17 protein-coding genes are annotated in these 14,730 nt (G+C 33.3%); 10 read left to right on the forward strand and 7 right to left on the reverse strand.

What is annotated here, in order from left to right; genetic code table 11:
• Positions 1 to 181: 181 nt before the first annotated feature.
• The 10 genes from V179_RS0125275 to V179_RS32115 all read left to right on the forward strand — a co-directional run bounded on the left by V179_RS0125275 (position 182) and on the right by V179_RS32115 (position 8,652).
• The gene (locus tag V179_RS0125275; RefSeq protein ID WP_028393939.1) at positions 182 to 1,192 is read left to right on the forward strand and encodes a hypothetical protein; all 1,011 of its coding nucleotides are present in this window, start codon (positions 182 to 184) and stop codon (positions 1,190 to 1,192) included.
• Positions 1,193 to 1,744: 552 nt separating this feature from the next.
• On the forward strand, positions 1,745 to 1,963 hold the full coding sequence (locus V179_RS0125290) for a hypothetical protein (RefSeq protein ID WP_028393940.1): 219 nt from the start codon (positions 1,745 to 1,747) through the stop codon (positions 1,961 to 1,963).
• A 340-nt stretch (positions 1,964 to 2,303) separates the two neighbouring features.
• Entirely contained in the window at positions 2,304 to 2,684 is a 381-nt protein-coding gene (locus V179_RS0125295) for a hypothetical protein (RefSeq protein WP_028393941.1), read from the forward strand.
• A gap of 531 nt (positions 2,685 to 3,215) precedes the next feature.
• Complete coding sequence (locus tag V179_RS30870) at positions 3,216 to 3,938, forward strand: hypothetical protein (protein WP_051405138.1); 723 nt, start codon at positions 3,216 to 3,218, stop codon at positions 3,936 to 3,938.
• A gap of 795 nt (positions 3,939 to 4,733) precedes the next feature.
• Positions 4,734 to 5,627 (forward strand): site-specific integrase, encoded by an 894-nt coding sequence (locus V179_RS0125305; RefSeq protein WP_028393942.1) that lies wholly within the window; start codon positions 4,734 to 4,736, stop codon positions 5,625 to 5,627.
• 96 nt (positions 5,628 to 5,723) lie between these two features.
• On the forward strand, positions 5,724 to 6,326 hold the full coding sequence (locus V179_RS0125310) for a hypothetical protein (protein ID WP_028393943.1): 603 nt from the start codon (positions 5,724 to 5,726) through the stop codon (positions 6,324 to 6,326).
• The gene (locus tag V179_RS0125315) at positions 6,316 to 7,008 is read left to right on the forward strand and encodes a hypothetical protein (protein ID WP_028393944.1); all 693 of its coding nucleotides are present in this window, start codon (positions 6,316 to 6,318) and stop codon (positions 7,006 to 7,008) included. The genes V179_RS0125310 and V179_RS0125315 overlap by 11 nt, the downstream gene beginning before the upstream one ends.
• Positions 7,009 to 7,029: 21 nt before the next feature.
• Positions 7,030 to 7,884 carry a hypothetical protein gene (locus tag V179_RS0125320; protein ID WP_028393945.1) on the forward strand — a complete coding sequence of 285 codons (855 nt, stop codon included), beginning with the start codon at positions 7,030 to 7,032 and terminating at the stop codon, positions 7,882 to 7,884.
• A 151-nt stretch (positions 7,885 to 8,035) separates the two neighbouring features.
• Positions 8,036 to 8,353 carry a hypothetical protein gene (locus tag V179_RS0125325; protein ID WP_028393946.1) on the forward strand — a complete coding sequence of 106 codons (318 nt, stop codon included), beginning with the start codon at positions 8,036 to 8,038 and terminating at the stop codon, positions 8,351 to 8,353.
• Positions 8,354 to 8,523: 170 nt separating this feature from the next.
• Positions 8,524 to 8,652 carry a hypothetical protein gene (locus V179_RS32115; RefSeq protein ID WP_268745220.1) on the forward strand — a complete coding sequence of 43 codons (129 nt, stop codon included), beginning with the start codon at positions 8,524 to 8,526 and terminating at the stop codon, positions 8,650 to 8,652.
• Between the two features lie 198 nt (positions 8,653 to 8,850).
• On the opposite strand, the gene V179_RS0125335 is transcribed toward V179_RS32115, so the two are convergent.
• From V179_RS0125335 to V179_RS29385, 7 genes are all read right to left on the reverse strand, one after another.
• Positions 8,851 to 9,720 carry a ThiF family adenylyltransferase gene (locus V179_RS0125335; protein WP_028393947.1) on the reverse strand — a complete coding sequence of 290 codons (870 nt, stop codon included), beginning with the start codon at positions 9,718 to 9,720 and terminating at the stop codon, positions 8,851 to 8,853.
• Positions 9,717 to 10,688: a hypothetical protein gene (locus V179_RS28765; RefSeq protein WP_051405140.1), complete on the reverse strand. Its 972-nt coding sequence runs from the start codon at positions 10,686 to 10,688 to the stop codon at positions 9,717 to 9,719. Before V179_RS28765 ends, V179_RS0125335 begins: the two co-directional genes overlap by 4 nt.
• Before the next feature lie 58 nt (positions 10,689 to 10,746).
• Complete coding sequence (locus V179_RS0125345; protein WP_028393948.1) at positions 10,747 to 11,460, reverse strand: hypothetical protein; 714 nt, start codon at positions 11,458 to 11,460, stop codon at positions 10,747 to 10,749.
• The gene (locus V179_RS0125350) at positions 11,444 to 11,977 is read right to left on the reverse strand and encodes a hypothetical protein (RefSeq protein ID WP_028393949.1); all 534 of its coding nucleotides are present in this window, start codon (positions 11,975 to 11,977) and stop codon (positions 11,444 to 11,446) included. Before V179_RS0125350 ends, V179_RS0125345 begins: the two co-directional genes overlap by 17 nt.
• A gap of 8 nt (positions 11,978 to 11,985) precedes the next feature.
• Positions 11,986 to 12,312 (reverse strand): hypothetical protein, encoded by a 327-nt coding sequence (locus V179_RS0125355; protein ID WP_028393950.1) that lies wholly within the window; start codon positions 12,310 to 12,312, stop codon positions 11,986 to 11,988.
• Between the two features lie 64 nt (positions 12,313 to 12,376).
• Positions 12,377 to 13,489 carry a DNA polymerase III subunit beta gene (gene dnaN, locus V179_RS29380; RefSeq protein ID WP_028393951.1) on the reverse strand — a complete coding sequence of 371 codons (1,113 nt, stop codon included), beginning with the start codon at positions 13,487 to 13,489 and terminating at the stop codon, positions 12,377 to 12,379.
• 176 nt (positions 13,490 to 13,665) lie between these two features.
• Positions 13,666 to 14,676 (reverse strand): Rad52/Rad22 family DNA repair protein, encoded by a 1,011-nt coding sequence (locus V179_RS29385; protein WP_051405142.1) that lies wholly within the window; start codon positions 14,674 to 14,676, stop codon positions 13,666 to 13,668.
• Between the last annotated feature and the right edge of the window lie 54 nt (positions 14,677 to 14,730).

The following is a 14,730-nucleotide window of genomic DNA, read 5'->3' on the forward strand; positions in this document are numbered from 1 at the left end:
GATTATAATAAATTATTCTTTATTTGAAATTCAATTAACTCAATTTTTCTCAATAAATAAGTCAATCAAACTCAATAAAGCTCAATATATTCGGTTTTCCTGCTTGATTGTTAATTATTGTTCCTATAAAATGATATTAAACAATCTTGTCTTCACAAGATAATGCAAGGAGGTTAGATCCTTGGAAGCAGCACAAAAAATAGAACACTACAAAGAAATATTCAGTGATGATCCGTTATATATACATATCAAACAATTAGATTTATTTGACGAATTGTTTTCGCCAGGTATATTTTTTGATGGAGTTCTATTTGAAATCACTTATCAAACGAAGCAAGCAGCTGAATTACTACAGGTTAAAAAAAATCAAAGACTACTTAACTTTTTAAATAGAGATGATTTTTATCAATATATATTAATACATCGGCAAGGAAATACAGGATACTATATATACGATTACAAAACTTTATTTCAGTTTAAAATGATTTTATTATTAACAGACCATGGTTATACGCCATCAGCGATTGCTGCAATAATTGGTATCAAGCCAAATTATAGAGAACGTGATGAACCATTTAGAAGAAAACTTAATAATAGTCATGAAATTAATGAAAGTAACCAAATGCATCTGGAAACCATTATCGAAGATAAGATAGATGAAAAGCTTTCTGGTATATTTAAAGCCATATCCGAAAAGTACACAGAGAACTTAGATTTTCAGAGATTAAGATATGATTATTCACTTAAATTAAATCAATTAATGTATGAGAAACAACAAATTCAAAAAGAGATTGATGTCTGGGAAGTTACTAGTCGTCATGTAGTAGATCAGATTGCAGATACAGAAATGAATATTACGATTTTCAAGGCTTTAATGTCTACTCCTGATAATGAGGAGAAGTCGTTATCTTTTTGGGAAAAACTTCTTGGTAAAAAAGATAATAGTCCTAACAAGAACGATCCAGGAGTTAAGATAGATTTAACTTCAAAAATTAATCAACTAGAAACTAAACATCAAAATCTAATACTTGAGAAAAATCAATTAGATTTAAATAAGCCAGAGCTTATAGGACGAATTAAGCAAGTTGACCAAGCTATAGAGGAATTAAGAGAGCCAAAGGAAGAAAACATAAGACAAGCTTTGAATCTGAGGGGAGAGGGGATTAATAATGATTTTGAAATTAAAACATAAACATATATCTTTAATTGGTTGGGGAATTATTGGAGTAGCTGCTATTAATACATTAATTTTTCTAGGATTAAAAATTACTAATTTATGACCAATAGAGAGTAAAGATAGTTGGAAAAAATTAAGTTTCCCAACTATCTTTTTTATTTTGTGACAAAGTGACAAATTTGGATGTTTTACTTGAATGACCGACAGCTTTTTATTTTAAATCTGTTTATAGGTGTGCAGTCAGGAAAATGCGGATTTACAACGTTAAGATTTTTGGTACAAGTTTTTGAGACGCATGAAAGTTATTTTTAAAGGTCAATTATCGTGGCTAAATCACAGTCAATGTACGATCCGAAAAGACACCTTCTTCAACTATTAACTTAGTAAATGAAACCTATGAAGTACTTAGTCATATGAAAAAGGATTGGACGTTTAGATGCCAGTGTAAAAGGCATTGAACAGGCAGGAAGAGGCATGCAGCGAGAACAAAATCGTCAAAAACAAAAAGTAAATAGCAAAAATAAAAAGAAATACAAGAATAGATCAATCGGATTTGGAGGGCGTTAAATGAAGATCAAGGAATTAATAGGAATCTTAAGAGAATGTGATCCAGAAGCTGAAATAAAGGTACTCTTTCCCCTTCCTAATCGTCCCTTAGGTGGTATCTTAGAGCCAATTTTTGACGTAACGCCAAGTATTGATCAAGACTTAAATAAGACTAACTATGTTATCGATACTGGCATTGGAGTAGAAGAACGTTATAAAACTTTTCAACAGAAGCCATGATGTTTTTCCCAAACCAAAGTTCAAGGGAGGTCTATTTTCTCTTGCAATCAGCCGTCCTAACAAAGTAACACCGGTTGTTTCTTTGTTAAGTCTTCGATTTTCTATGACGTTCGCAATGGCTACACATTCTTTTCTTTCGTAATTTTTCCTCCAATATCGTACATTCAACGTATGATATCTCTATTTTAATAATAAGATCCAGTAATATCAGTGATTTCAATGTACGAAAATATCTAAAATCATACATTCGAACAGACCCCTTCTTCAACTAAAAGTGCAGTTTAGTTCAACAAATGCTAGAGAAAAAAGCTATAATATATCTGATTAAGGTGGTGTTCCTTTGAAAGAAACAAACAATAGACACATATGGATAGAAGCTGAAGAATGGGCTGAAGGTGAATGGAATGTTGAAGATGACAACCTTGATGTCATCGTAACTTTCTCTGACCGTTCTAAATGGATTGCGAGTTTTTTCACCTACACAAACATACAGACATTGAGAGAGAAGAATGCAAAGACAGGCGAATGTATGAAAGGTGCATATCTTTGGTCAAGCGATATGGTTCTAATAGATATTGCAAGTAGAGAACGAATTTATGAAGTTATTGACTACCTTATCGAAAATGATGAGTTTGAGTCTGTTTTTACTCGGTACCCAGATGTAGATGTTGTAGATGACTATTTGTATCCAGAGGGTTTCTTTAAAATGAGTAATGAATAAACATCTTTATTGAACTTACGAGGTACTTTAGTGAAAGAAGAATTTGCATAAAACACCCCTTTTTTATGCAGCTATCAGGCTTCTTCAGAAGCCGAAAATGTTGATTCATCAACCATGTATAAAATCATGTATAAACGATAAAAATGAACCATTCGGAACCCCTTGAGCACCAAGGGGTTTTATATTTGTGAACTTCCTGAAATTGACTTTATGTTAACTAAGGATGTATAGAGTATACAGCTCTTATTTATGGGGTAGCGTCAGGAAAATGCAGATTTACAACGCTAAGGAAATTTCCACCCATAAAAAAAGCCAATTTCCAGTCTCAAGGAATCGACTTTTTTATTTATTCTTCCTCAACTAAAGCACTTGTTAGTTAAATAAGGATTTTCTGTTAATTTCATTTATAATGGGTTCATCGAAGAATTAACATCGTTTATAACACACTTTCTTTAGTTATTATTGTCGAAAAGATCTTATGTGAATAAATAACGTTTATTAGTACAATAGTTTTTAAGGAGGAGTGGTAAGATGGCACCAAAAAAGGTAATCGGGTTACTATTATTTATTTTTTTAATATTCATTAATTCTCCTGCCCACGCTGATGTTTATGTTGAAGGATACACCAGAAGCGATGGAACTAAAGTAAAACCACATTACCGAAGTGATCCCGATGGAAATTTTAGTAACAACTGGTCAACTAAGGGTAACGTAAATCCCTATACAGGTGAGATAGGTACTAAAACATCCCCAGACTACTATGGTGGAAACGGTTTTGGTATTGATGGGTCCACTCAGGTTCCACAAATAAATATGCCTGATATAAACAAATTGGGAGAATTACAACAAGCAAGAGAAAAAGAACTTGAGGATTCAATAATTAAACAAGAAGAAGAATTTAATAGAATGAGTGAAGAAGCAAAGAAGAATATTGAAGAATTTAAAAAGAGTAACGAAGAAGCTGTAAAGAATATCGATAAAGTTGAGAAGAGTAGCGAAGAAGCTAAAAAACAGGTTGAAGATGCTTTAAGAGAGTTAGAAGAAATCGGAAACAACTATACACCTCCTACGGTTAAATACGAAAGTCCTTTAGAGAATGAACAAACGAACACCGAAATAGTTGTTCAAACAGATACTAAGGAAGATAATTTAAACACCTTAAATATTGAGTCAGACCCGTTTGATTCAGAGTCTGAGGAATCAAGTTCATCTTGGTGGAAAAAGGTCATCGATTTTATAAAAGATGTGTTTTAAGAAAGTAAGTAGAAATATATTTTTTGGAATCAAAATTGGATGGTGGTACTAACATTAAAAAGAGTACAGCCAATATTTCGGAAACTTTATATGTTAAGCAAATATTTCATCAAAAAAAGCCAATTTCCAGTCTCTTAAGGAATCGACTTTTTAAGTTAGCTTATTAAGCTCCCTCAGTAAGATTGAAAATAGCAACAGTATTGTAGGAGATTTTAGTGTGAAAAAAGTGAAATAGATACACCTAATTTTAGATTAATTCAAGTTTGAAACGCTCATTAATTTTAGGTGAGCGTTTTTTGTAGTATATGAAGGTAGTCCGAGCGTATTTATACATAGTAATTTGTTCTTGAATAATAAAGTCATTTAAAAGTGATTAACTATTTGTTTTGATACAATGCCTTAGATGCTGGACTGTTTTATTATAAAAAATCCCTTCTGTAAATATAAACAAATGGGTTTGTCCTCATTTTTAAAAGAATAATCACTAAGGTGTATATGCATAATAAAAAAGCAAAACGATCACTATTAATATGAAAGTTTTAGCCCAATAATTGATCGATTATTGACTTTATTGAGTTATATTGAAAACCCAATTGCTATTTTAATTGAGTTTTATTGAGTTCAATTGGGCTGCATGCATATCGAGGAAAATTAAGTTTTATTGAATTTTAAATAATTATTGAATTGAATCTAGGTGTCTTTGATAAGCCATATTAATTTCTCTAGAAGCAACTAAGATTTTAAATACTATTTGTGGATTGTGATACAATTCAATCAAAAGGAGGGAAGTATTATATGCCATACGGATATGAAAAACATCGATTATCAAAAGGTTTAAGCCCTGTAACTGTAGAATCAGAAGTTAGTACAATAAATCACTTTTTAGCCTTTGTGGATTTTCTTCAAAAAAAATCTGTAGAGGTGCATGATATTCTCCCTGGTGATGTTGAAAGTTACATTTTACAAGAACGGGAAAACGGTCTTAAAGATAGTACCTTGAACAGAAAAATTCGGTATATACGAGAGTTCTTTAATTTTCTATGGGATATAGATAAAATACCTGTGGACTTCATGCCTAAGTTTAAATTGAAAGAGAAATTGACCAAGTATACTAGAGCAGACATAACAATCGATTACGAATTTCTTCTATCAAAAAAGAATCACATTCTCACTTCAGACGAATTTCTCCTTTACTCAAAAATGTTGTACATATTTGTTTTAAATGGAGTTCGAATAAAAGATATTCTGCATATTCGATTAGAGTGGATCTTAGATAAAGGAGATGCTATTGAAATTCATATCCCTAAAGATAATGGTTATAACCAAATAGTTATTGCTCAAGGTGAGGAAGTACCTGTGATATTAGCTGGTATAGAACGTTCTGTATTCAGAGGGTCTTCTTACTTATTGACCTCCAAGAAGAATGATAAGTATATACCATTACAATTAGGTTCTTTAAAAGATTACAAACAGCAGATCGCTGACGTTATTGGATATCCTTTTCGTTCAGAAGATATAAGATTTTCGTTTGTTCATTATCTCCATCATAAAGAGAAGAAATCAGTAGATGAGATACAAGAAATATTAGGTATAAGTATTGAAAGAGCTGGGGTATTACTAAAAGAATCACTTGAACGCGTAAAAATTCTAGATTATAATGAAAGAGCTATTTCAAAGACTAAACATTAAAATTTATAAATAAAATGGGAGCACCCCACATAAACAAGGATTATCTTGTTTATTGTGAGGTGCTTTTTTATTTGGGGAAGGGAGAAATAATAGTAAATGAGACATAATGTCAGTGCTTTAGAAGATCTAATTATAGCTGCTCTAATAGCTAAACCTTATTTAGTTACAAATAAGGAGGGGAGATCTTTATGTTTTAAATTAGAAGAGCGAAAAATCCCGATATTAAATAATTATATCCAGCATTTTCATTTAACAAATTATATAACGATTAATAAACCCTTATTAACTGGCATTATACATCCATCAATTATGTTAGAAAGAATTTTAAGAGACTGGACACTAGAAGGTTATGTCCAAACCATAAACCCTCAAAAAACAAGTCTTAACATGTTTTTAATCTGGGTAGCTTTATTCGGGCAGAAAACGGAAAAATCTGTGATTGTTTCAACTGATTTAGGAATTGAACAACAGAGAACATTAGCGCTACTATTTTATAATCATTTTCACTCAAATATCATTTGTGCTGGGAGTTATATGCAAATAAAGCCTTTTAGTCCACTCTTTCTAAGAGCTTTACAATCTAACAGACCTATTGAAGAGTGTATGGAACTTACTTTTTTATTACCGAAAAAAGAAAAAAATATAATTAAACAACAAATTAGTGAGTGGGAAGAGGAGCGCTCAACATATGCCTATTGAACTAATGATTAGAAAAGCTGCACCTTCTGTTTTAGCGTTAATTTTACTAACTGGATGTAGTTCCTCTGTATTTGAAGCAAAGATTAAAGAAACAGAAATCAAAAATCAAAAAGTAATTGAAGAAAAGAGCCACAATCAAGTGGAAACTCCTTCAAATAATGAGTCTATTTCTGATAAACAAAAGGAAGTACTTGAAAAATTAGATGAAAATACTAAAGAAGATGCTTTATTTAAGAATGATTTAGATTTACGCAGAGAATTAAATATTAAAGTGCCCGAACATAAAGAAGGATACAAAGACCCAAATGAATTTTCCCAATACATTAGCTATTTATTCTTTGCATACCATTCTGGGAAAATGTCTGCTGAAGAATTCACAAATCTAATTATTCCTCAATCTCATGAGAATTTTATAAACATGCTACCTCGTGAGAAGGGTAACCAAATAGAGTCATTTTCAGTACTACAAGCTCAATTCAAAAAAGTAATTGCCGCTCCTATAAAAAACTATTCTTTAACAGAGTTAGAGAAACAGGATAGGTTTCAAGAAGCCAGTTTCTATAGAAAATACGAACTGGAGAATGGTGAATTTATTTACTATATAACAGTCATTAAAGAGAAGAACGGTATCTGGAAATTATATGATGATAGTCCTGCACCACCATATGTGACAAACAAATAATCTTAGAGAGGAGATTTTATTATGGCAAATTTAGATACTATTTATAGTCATGTATTATCGCATTTAAAAAATGAATTTGAATCAAATGAGGACTTTCGTAAGGAGATTGATAACTTCATATTCTTTTATGGATATAAGTTTATGAGCCAGTGTAAAACTGAGTCACAAGAAAAATTAGTTCAAGAATCAGTCAATGATCTTATAAAAAGCCAATACTTCCAAGGTTATTACATCATGACTACTTTACTTAATGACTCCGATCAGAAATTCCCTGAAACTGTATGGTCAACACCAAAAGGAATGCTACGGAACGAAATCCCACTTTTCATTGAAACAGTCTTTGAAGGTTCTGATGAATGGTATAAAACGGAGTTATCTCACAATATAACCATGAACCTTATACAAAGCATGGATGGACTTTATGATCTTATCAAGCAAACTAGGAAAGATGTAGCCCTCTATGGCGCATATAAAGCTTTTATACAAGATAAGCGTTATAAGGGAAACCAAGCTGAAACGAGCAGGCAAATGAATCTGGGTAATCCATTCGATATATTTTTTTTAAATCCTCAAATTTATATGCAAGCTAAATTTTTTACAGAAGAACAGGAGATTTGGGATCTATACACCTGGACAGCCTTTAATAACTCAAAATGGGTAGGGACTATTCGTTTCTCTTCCTTTTCAAACGAGAATAATACTCCTTTTTACATATTAGAAGTTTCATTGTCCAATTTTATCTCCCATAGTGAAAAAATAGAAATCGTTAATAATTTGTTGAATTCTTTATCTGACACTATAAAGGCATCGTTGCAAACAAGACTTTATCATGTTGAAAATATGGAAGTTTTGGTTCCTAATAGTGATGAACGATGATAGTAACTTAAAAAGGAATATATGTAGTTTGAAGCAGCTGAATCCAAATAATAAAGTTATTTAATTTTTATTTTGAAATTCTGCATTATTACGTTGGTATTATCTATCATATTGAAAATAAAGTTCTTTAAAAGTGAGGAGATATAATCCAATGATTCAATTAAATAATTATAAATATGAACCTACAATTCATATTGGAAAACCTAAATGTGAAAAAGTTTTAGAATACCGATTCGAGTATCATGGTGATGATTATCTTGTTGAGGTTGAATTAGACTATCAAAACGTACCATTAATTTACCTTTTTGAATTAGATGATAATACCGTTAAATATGTAGGGGATAGTGGTAAAAATCTATATTTAGTTTTCGATAAAATGGCGATAACAGAAAATGAATTAATCGAACATTGTAATGAATGGTTAATCGGAATTGTTGATATTGCCCTTGAAAGTGGAACGACATATTAGAATCCCGACTTTAAAACCTTATTAAATAAGGAAACTATATATAATGTCACACATTAAATAAAGGCACAAGCATATCAATGCTTTGTGCCTTTATTTAATTTTACATAGTAGGTGGAGGGTTTTTTTCAATGAGGGAACCTAATAATACTAATAAACCAGGAGGTATAGTTATGAGTAACGAATATGAAGATTATCAATGCAAACACGAATTAATAGGTTACAACTTTGATGATCGAATCTGTATGTATTGCGGACAAATAATAGAAGATGAAAAGGCGGATGACGGTAAGCTTCCTTAATATACATACTTAATTGGATTATCGCTAGATGAACCCTCCCCAACCTTTTTTATTTAAAGTCACGAAAAGACTTTAAAACCTTATTGAATAAGGAAACTATATATAATGTCACACATTAAATAAAGGCACAAGCAAATCAATGCTTTGTGCCTAATTTCTTTATTTAATTTTACATTAGTATGGGAGGCTATTTTTATTTTATGATTGTTTAGCTTCGACCGCTCTAACATGCATTTGCTTAGCATGAAAAAAGACAATATGAGAACTAATCGTATGATGATCTTCAACAATTTGTGTCATTATATTTGCTATAATCAGCGCGGCAAATTTATTCACTATAAGACGCTGAGGTTCTGAAGCTGAGATTTGCGTACAGGATAATTCACTTGGACGCAATTCATCTTGATCCTCCAATACATCTGGAAACATTTCACCAATTGGCCCTTGTTTAAATAGATTCAACTTAACACCTGTTACTACTTGTCCACGCCAGCCACTTTCGTTAAACTCTTGTTTTTCCTCTTCTGTCCATTGTTCTTTGGGTCTGTTCATCCAATCCGGGGGAAGGGTAACATTTTCATTCCCAGCATCGATATATATACACGTTTTCATTTGAGAAAATAATTCATGTATGATTTGACGGGAAAAATTATTATCTACACAACCGATGATGATAGGTAAAAACAGAACGTTTTGATTCGGGACTCTTATGGACATATAATCAGTCGAGAATAGCTTTCTTAACTGTTCAGGTGTTTCTATATAGGAATCACTATAGGAACCAATATCAATGCCGTAAGCAGCGGAATAACGGCTTGCTAAGACATCCGCTTTCTTTAATCCCACTTCCTCGGGAAGAAAGAGCTGATTCCCTAAATTTTTCTCCTCAATTACGTCAGGATCTGCAATTACATAAGCCGCTTTCTGTTTAGAAGTTCCTAAAAGCTGTGCAATGTGTTGAACTACATAGGCTCCCGTCCCACCTGTTCCTATTTGAACAATAAAAGGGAAGACAGCGTTATAATCAAACCATTGGTCTTTAGCACTTTTTAAGATTGATATACTCATTTTGCAACCACCTTTACTTTTTTATCCTCAAAAGAGGGGAGGTGCATAAATGGGTCTTCAAATACATCTAAAGGAGAAAGCTCTATATGGCCATATTCCTCTGATATAAAGGCTCGTACTGTTATGTCAGGTAGTAATTTATTTGTGAATCCTACAATCGCATACAGCCTCTTTTGAACGCGTTCTGAGAGGTTGTCTTGCAATGAGGGTCTAGGTGCCATTTGATGATGGGAATGAATCTCCATGACTTTAATGGCATCTTCTACTCGAGTTCCAATGTTAATAGCAGACTCTGTGACTTCAGTAAAATACTCATGAATATCTTGTCCAGGTACATCCAAAAAGAACGAACCATTTTGAAAATATATATCAGCATGTATTTCTAGTTTTTGTTCTCCATAAAATTTAGCAAGTGCAATGAAGTCTCTAAGAATATGAAAAGGAATTTTAGAAATAAAACGAGAAACGCTATCCGAAGATAACGTCTCACTACAATATCCTTTTTTCTTAGCTTTCTGCACGGGTAGTATTATATTTTTATCTTTTAAAAAGATAATCTCAGTATGATTTTTATCTAATTCTGGAAAGTCCTTTTCCATGCGCTTACGCAACATTTCAGGTTCTAACGGCTTGCGCTCTGGATCAGAATCTTTCTTCGTAACAAGTAAGCCTTCTGCAAGCTCTTCTACTGTAAAATAAGCCGTAATTGCTATCGATTCCCCAAAGTGACGAATAATCGTATCTTCATTTGGTTCAAACTTAACCGTCTCAACTTTCGGGGTTTCTTTTTTTGCTTCAGCTTTTTTATTTCCAGCAGCTGCAGCCACTTTTTTCTTTAACTCTGCGGCTCTTACTTCTCTTTCCGCTTGCTCTTTTTTCTTTAGTTCCTCTGCTTCTTTCTGCTTTTTTACCGCATGGTCATCTACAATGTTAAATAGTGAAAAAATATCTGTTTGTACGTTTGTCATAATAAAAATCCTCCTGTATCTTACCACCCAAACCTGGTGTGGATTTATAGATATTCTGTTAGATGTTATATAGGTCTCCAAAAGTCTTATTCATAGGTATTAGCCACTCATCATCAAACTTTTTATCTTCAATCTTTTCAATCAATTGCCGGAATAGAGGAATACCCAGTGTAGTTCTCACTCCATGATCCTCATTAAAAGGAGCAGAAGTGAACCAATGGAAAGCTCTTTCTAATTCCACAAGTGATTGAATTTCAAGACGTTGATTTTGTCCCCAACAGACAATTGCATTTCCTTTTCCCACATTAGGGTAGGGGAACATGTGTAATGGCGTTTCATCTGTAATCGGTTTTTTATTATCCTCAACTGCATAGATCCGCATTTCATCTACACGACTAATATTATTTGCTGTTACCACCAGGAATTGAACAATCATTCTAGGAAAACCTATTCTGTAAAATGAATCCATTTCATCTCCATAGCGGATATCCCACTCTTTTTTGGGAATCTCTAGTGTGATCCGCTGCTTTGTTTTAGGTTCATTTGATGAATAGCGAATCGTACCAAACGGAAGGGGAGGTGTACTTGTTTCTTTCATCCTCATTCCATCAGCATCCAATAAGTTTTCAGGTTCTTGTTTCAACGCCTTTATTAAATTATCAATTGTTATATAATATGGTCCTCTAACTACACCATTTTCACCCACTTGTTTCACGATAACAGGGTATTCGCTGTTAACAGGTACATCAGATATTTCAATTTGACATTTCATTTGATTCACTCTCCACATTATTTAAATGAGCCCCATACTCTATGACAAGACTAAAAATCTCTAACCAATCAACTGGTCCATCTTCCTCGTCATAAAGGATTACAATACCTTTTTCAGTATCAAAAATATCGCAATATCCTCCGTATCCTTCGTATCTATAAGGCTCACGACTGTATGTAGGGATGTCTGCGAAGGTAAAATTACTGAAAAGCTCTTGTTTACGGTCATCTAATAAGACGATAATTGCCGTAGACTCATAGACGTCCGTGTCACAAGCCCAGTATCTCTTCGCTTCCATACTCTCATCATCGTCTCCACCAATATAGTCAAATACCTCAAACTGCTGTATGATGGCTGACATGAAAATATCAAAGGAATCATTGATTCCCATGTCATAATTGACATAAAAATCATGAAACTTACTCATATCAAGTTCATAGTCATAAGCAATTTTCAGCATAATAAGATTACGTAAGGACTCTTTTAATTCGTATACATCATCCATTGTTAGACTCATAATATCCCTCACAAAAAACGATATGGAGAAGCAGGTCGTACTTTAGGTAATTTCTCCAATGTCGAAATTTTATTCCCTAATGCTATGACTCTTGTAAATGGATGATTAGGATCCAAGTACACTTCTCCGTCTAGTTGTTCATCTGTTATTGCGTGCTCAAGTTCATTGTGAGCTTGAGTTATGTCCTCTATATCAAATAAGCTAAAATCAATCTCTGAAACTGAAAGACGGTTTGCTATCACCATATAGGTATAGTTCTCACCAAAGTTATCACTGACTGTTTCTATCTTTTTCTCTTCAATCACTTTATTGAATTTAGTAAAATCAAAACTCATTTTTAACTCTCCCCATTTCAAAACTACCAGATAGATGCTAGTTTAAAGATTTTAAATAGTCCGCTTAGTTGTTTCTTACTGGAAGAATTAGTTGAACAATAGATGATTCTTCCGTATCAGCTGGTCTAATTAAAAACGGCTTCATGGGTCCGGCAAAACTCAATTTGACTTCCTCAGAATCAATGGCTTTCAAGGCATTTTTGACAAATTCCCCTGAAAAAGAAAGCGAAAAATTATCGTTACCTTCTAAATTAGTAAAGGCAATTTCCTTTTTACCTTTACTAGTCCCGTTAGTAGCCGAAAATTCAACGAATAATCCATTGATCGATATTTGTACAACATTTGTCTTTTGCTTAGAAATCTCTGTTAAAAGGTCTAACGCTTCAAAAAACTCCTTTTTATTAACGGTTAATTCCGTTTCAAAGTCGGCTTTTGGAATTAGACGCGAAGTATCTGGGTAGTTACCTTCTAATAGTCTGGTAGACAACATTGTATTACCATTCCCAAATGCAATCTTATTCGGAGTGGCTAATACCATGACATCGTTTGAGAAGTCAAAAGTTTTCACCGCATTATCGAGTGTCTTAGCAGGAACTGTGAGTGTTACATCAATTGGTGCAGCACCCAATTCAATTTGTGCTAATCTATGACTATCGGTAGCGACAAATGTATTCCCATCTTTCCCAAATTGAAAGTTTACACCTGTTAGAATAGGTCTTGTCTCTGATTGAGATACAGCAAAAATAGTTTGATGTACGATATCTAAAAACTCTTTACCGGTAAAAACGATAGGTGTTAAAGTTGGTTCAAATTCGATTTTTGGGAATTCTTCACCATCGAGAACTGGAAACTCTAATTTCGTTTTATCTTGAGAAACGACTACATTGTTTTCAGTTGTCTCAAACGTCATGAGCCCTTTTATCTTCTTGGACACAGCTAATGCTTCTTTTGTAAATACAGCTTTTCCTTCAGATATGACCACAACGCCATCTTCCTCAGAAGATAAGACTCTATGTATCACACTTTCGGTTCCATCACTGGCCGTAAAGACAATACAATCCTGACGTACCTGCACCAACACACCAGATAAAATCGGAATTACACTTCTCGCATTTAACAACTTTTCGATTTTTTTATATACCTCTTGTACTTTTTCTGACACTAATTGAAATTTCATAATAATCTCCTCTCAGTTCATGCTGCCCAACGTGGTACAGGCTTACAGACGGTAATAAAAAACACGATAAGGAGTACAGTATTTCTGTACTCATTTATCGTGTTCAACTCTCATAAATAGGAAAAAAGAAGTCTAAATCTACTTCTGAAGCTTCCTGTTATGTCTATTTAAAAATCTTAACTAGCCTTATGATTTCCTTCTCTGTCACCTTTAATAATATTTATTGCTTCAATGGCCTTTTCTCTAGTTAGATTAAAGAAAAGTGCATAAATATTGTTAAGTGGTTCTTTAACAACAATTTGTGCATAATTCAGCAATTCTTCCTCGTTCAAATCATATTTTTGTGCCTCAACTATATAATCTTTTACTGGAGAAAGAACTTTATACAGATCTCCTAACTGTTCAGGACTTGCTTTTTGGTAAGGCAATGTACAATTAGTCGCCTTTTTCAGCAATCTAGGAATATATTCAAATGGTACATCGAGATAATCTAATATGTTATTCACGTGTAATAGTGCTTGTTCGTGTCTATCAGATTTACCTGCGGTCCCATTAGCTTTACTCTGTTGACTAGGTTTTCCGTTACTAGGGTTACTTTGATTGTTATTATTCTGTCTAGGCGCTTGGTTATTGTCAGGATTACCCGTCATACCACCATTAGTATTGAATACTTCAGGAGCATAGAAATAACCAGTTAATCTTTTCTTAACACCTTTTACTTTAAACTCGCCATTAACATACTGTGGAGTGCCTTTTTTACCGCTCTGTTTACTTTCAAACAATGGTACCCATTGAGAAGGTAAATCATATAAATAACGGCCAATTCCCCATTGAGTCGCTGCTCTTTTAAGAGCATTGGAATGACCACCTTTCACCGATTCGATATCGCTAGCTTCCGCTCCATCTGTACGGGAAATCCACTCATCTCCAATTTTAATGGAAAGTTGGCATTGAAAGGCTTCTTTTCCAGCAACAGTTAATTGAAAAAATTTCGTTTGCCAATTTACTTGTAAAACTTGGTCTAAACGATTCATCACTGCACGACTATCAATATACGGTAACACCAAAACCTTAATTTGACCGTTGTTTTCCGTCGCAGATTGAACCCTCCACTCCATTTCTGAAGATTTGAATGGAGCAGCTAATCTTTCCATAATTTCTCCTGTAGTAAGTTCATGATTACTCATGATTAACACCCTTTCCCAATAGTTTTTTAATACCTTTTCTGTCGAATAACGCAA

It is taken from the genome of Bacillus cihuensis (assembly GCF_000504145.1).
GTDB classification, from domain to species: Bacteria; Bacillota; Bacilli; order Bacillales; family DSM-1321; genus Peribacillus; species Peribacillus huizhouensis.

What these genes read in the sequence shown, in the direction of transcription:
- V179_RS0125290 (WP_028393940.1), top strand. Translation starts at nt 1,745, where the DNA reads ATGAAGATCAAGGAATTAATAGGAATCTTAAGAGAATGTGATCCAGAA.
- V179_RS30870 (WP_051405138.1), top strand. Translation starts at nt 3,216, where the DNA reads ATGGCACCAAAAAAGGTAATCGGGTTACTATTATTTATTTTTTTAATA.
- V179_RS0125305 (WP_028393942.1), top strand. Translation starts at nt 4,734, where the DNA reads ATGCCATACGGATATGAAAAACATCGATTATCAAAAGGTTTAAGCCCT.
- V179_RS0125310 (WP_028393943.1), top strand. Translation starts at nt 5,724, where the DNA reads ATGAGACATAATGTCAGTGCTTTAGAAGATCTAATTATAGCTGCTCTA.
- V179_RS0125315 (WP_028393944.1), top strand. Translation starts at nt 6,316, where the DNA reads ATGCCTATTGAACTAATGATTAGAAAAGCTGCACCTTCTGTTTTAGCG.
- V179_RS0125320 (WP_028393945.1), top strand. Translation starts at nt 7,030, where the DNA reads ATGGCAAATTTAGATACTATTTATAGTCATGTATTATCGCATTTAAAA.
- V179_RS0125325 (WP_028393946.1), top strand. Translation starts at nt 8,036, where the DNA reads ATGATTCAATTAAATAATTATAAATATGAACCTACAATTCATATTGGA.
- V179_RS32115 (WP_268745220.1), top strand. Translation starts at nt 8,524, where the DNA reads ATGAGTAACGAATATGAAGATTATCAATGCAAACACGAATTAATAGGT.
- V179_RS0125335 (WP_028393947.1), bottom strand. Translation starts at nt 9,720, where the DNA reads ATGAGTATATCAATCTTAAAAAGTGCTAAAGACCAATGGTTTGATTAT.
- V179_RS28765 (WP_051405140.1), bottom strand. Translation starts at nt 10,688, where the DNA reads ATGACAAACGTACAAACAGATATTTTTTCACTATTTAACATTGTAGAT.
- V179_RS0125345 (WP_028393948.1), bottom strand. Translation starts at nt 11,460, where the DNA reads ATGAAATGTCAAATTGAAATATCTGATGTACCTGTTAACAGCGAATAC.
- V179_RS0125350 (WP_028393949.1), bottom strand. Translation starts at nt 11,977, where the DNA reads ATGAGTCTAACAATGGATGATGTATACGAATTAAAAGAGTCCTTACGT.
- V179_RS0125355 (WP_028393950.1), bottom strand. Translation starts at nt 12,312, where the DNA reads ATGAGTTTTGATTTTACTAAATTCAATAAAGTGATTGAAGAGAAAAAG.
- dnaN (WP_028393951.1), bottom strand. Translation starts at nt 13,489, where the DNA reads ATGAAATTTCAATTAGTGTCAGAAAAAGTACAAGAGGTATATAAAAAA.
- V179_RS29385 (WP_051405142.1), bottom strand. Translation starts at nt 14,676, where the DNA reads ATGAGTAATCATGAACTTACTACAGGAGAAATTATGGAAAGATTAGCT.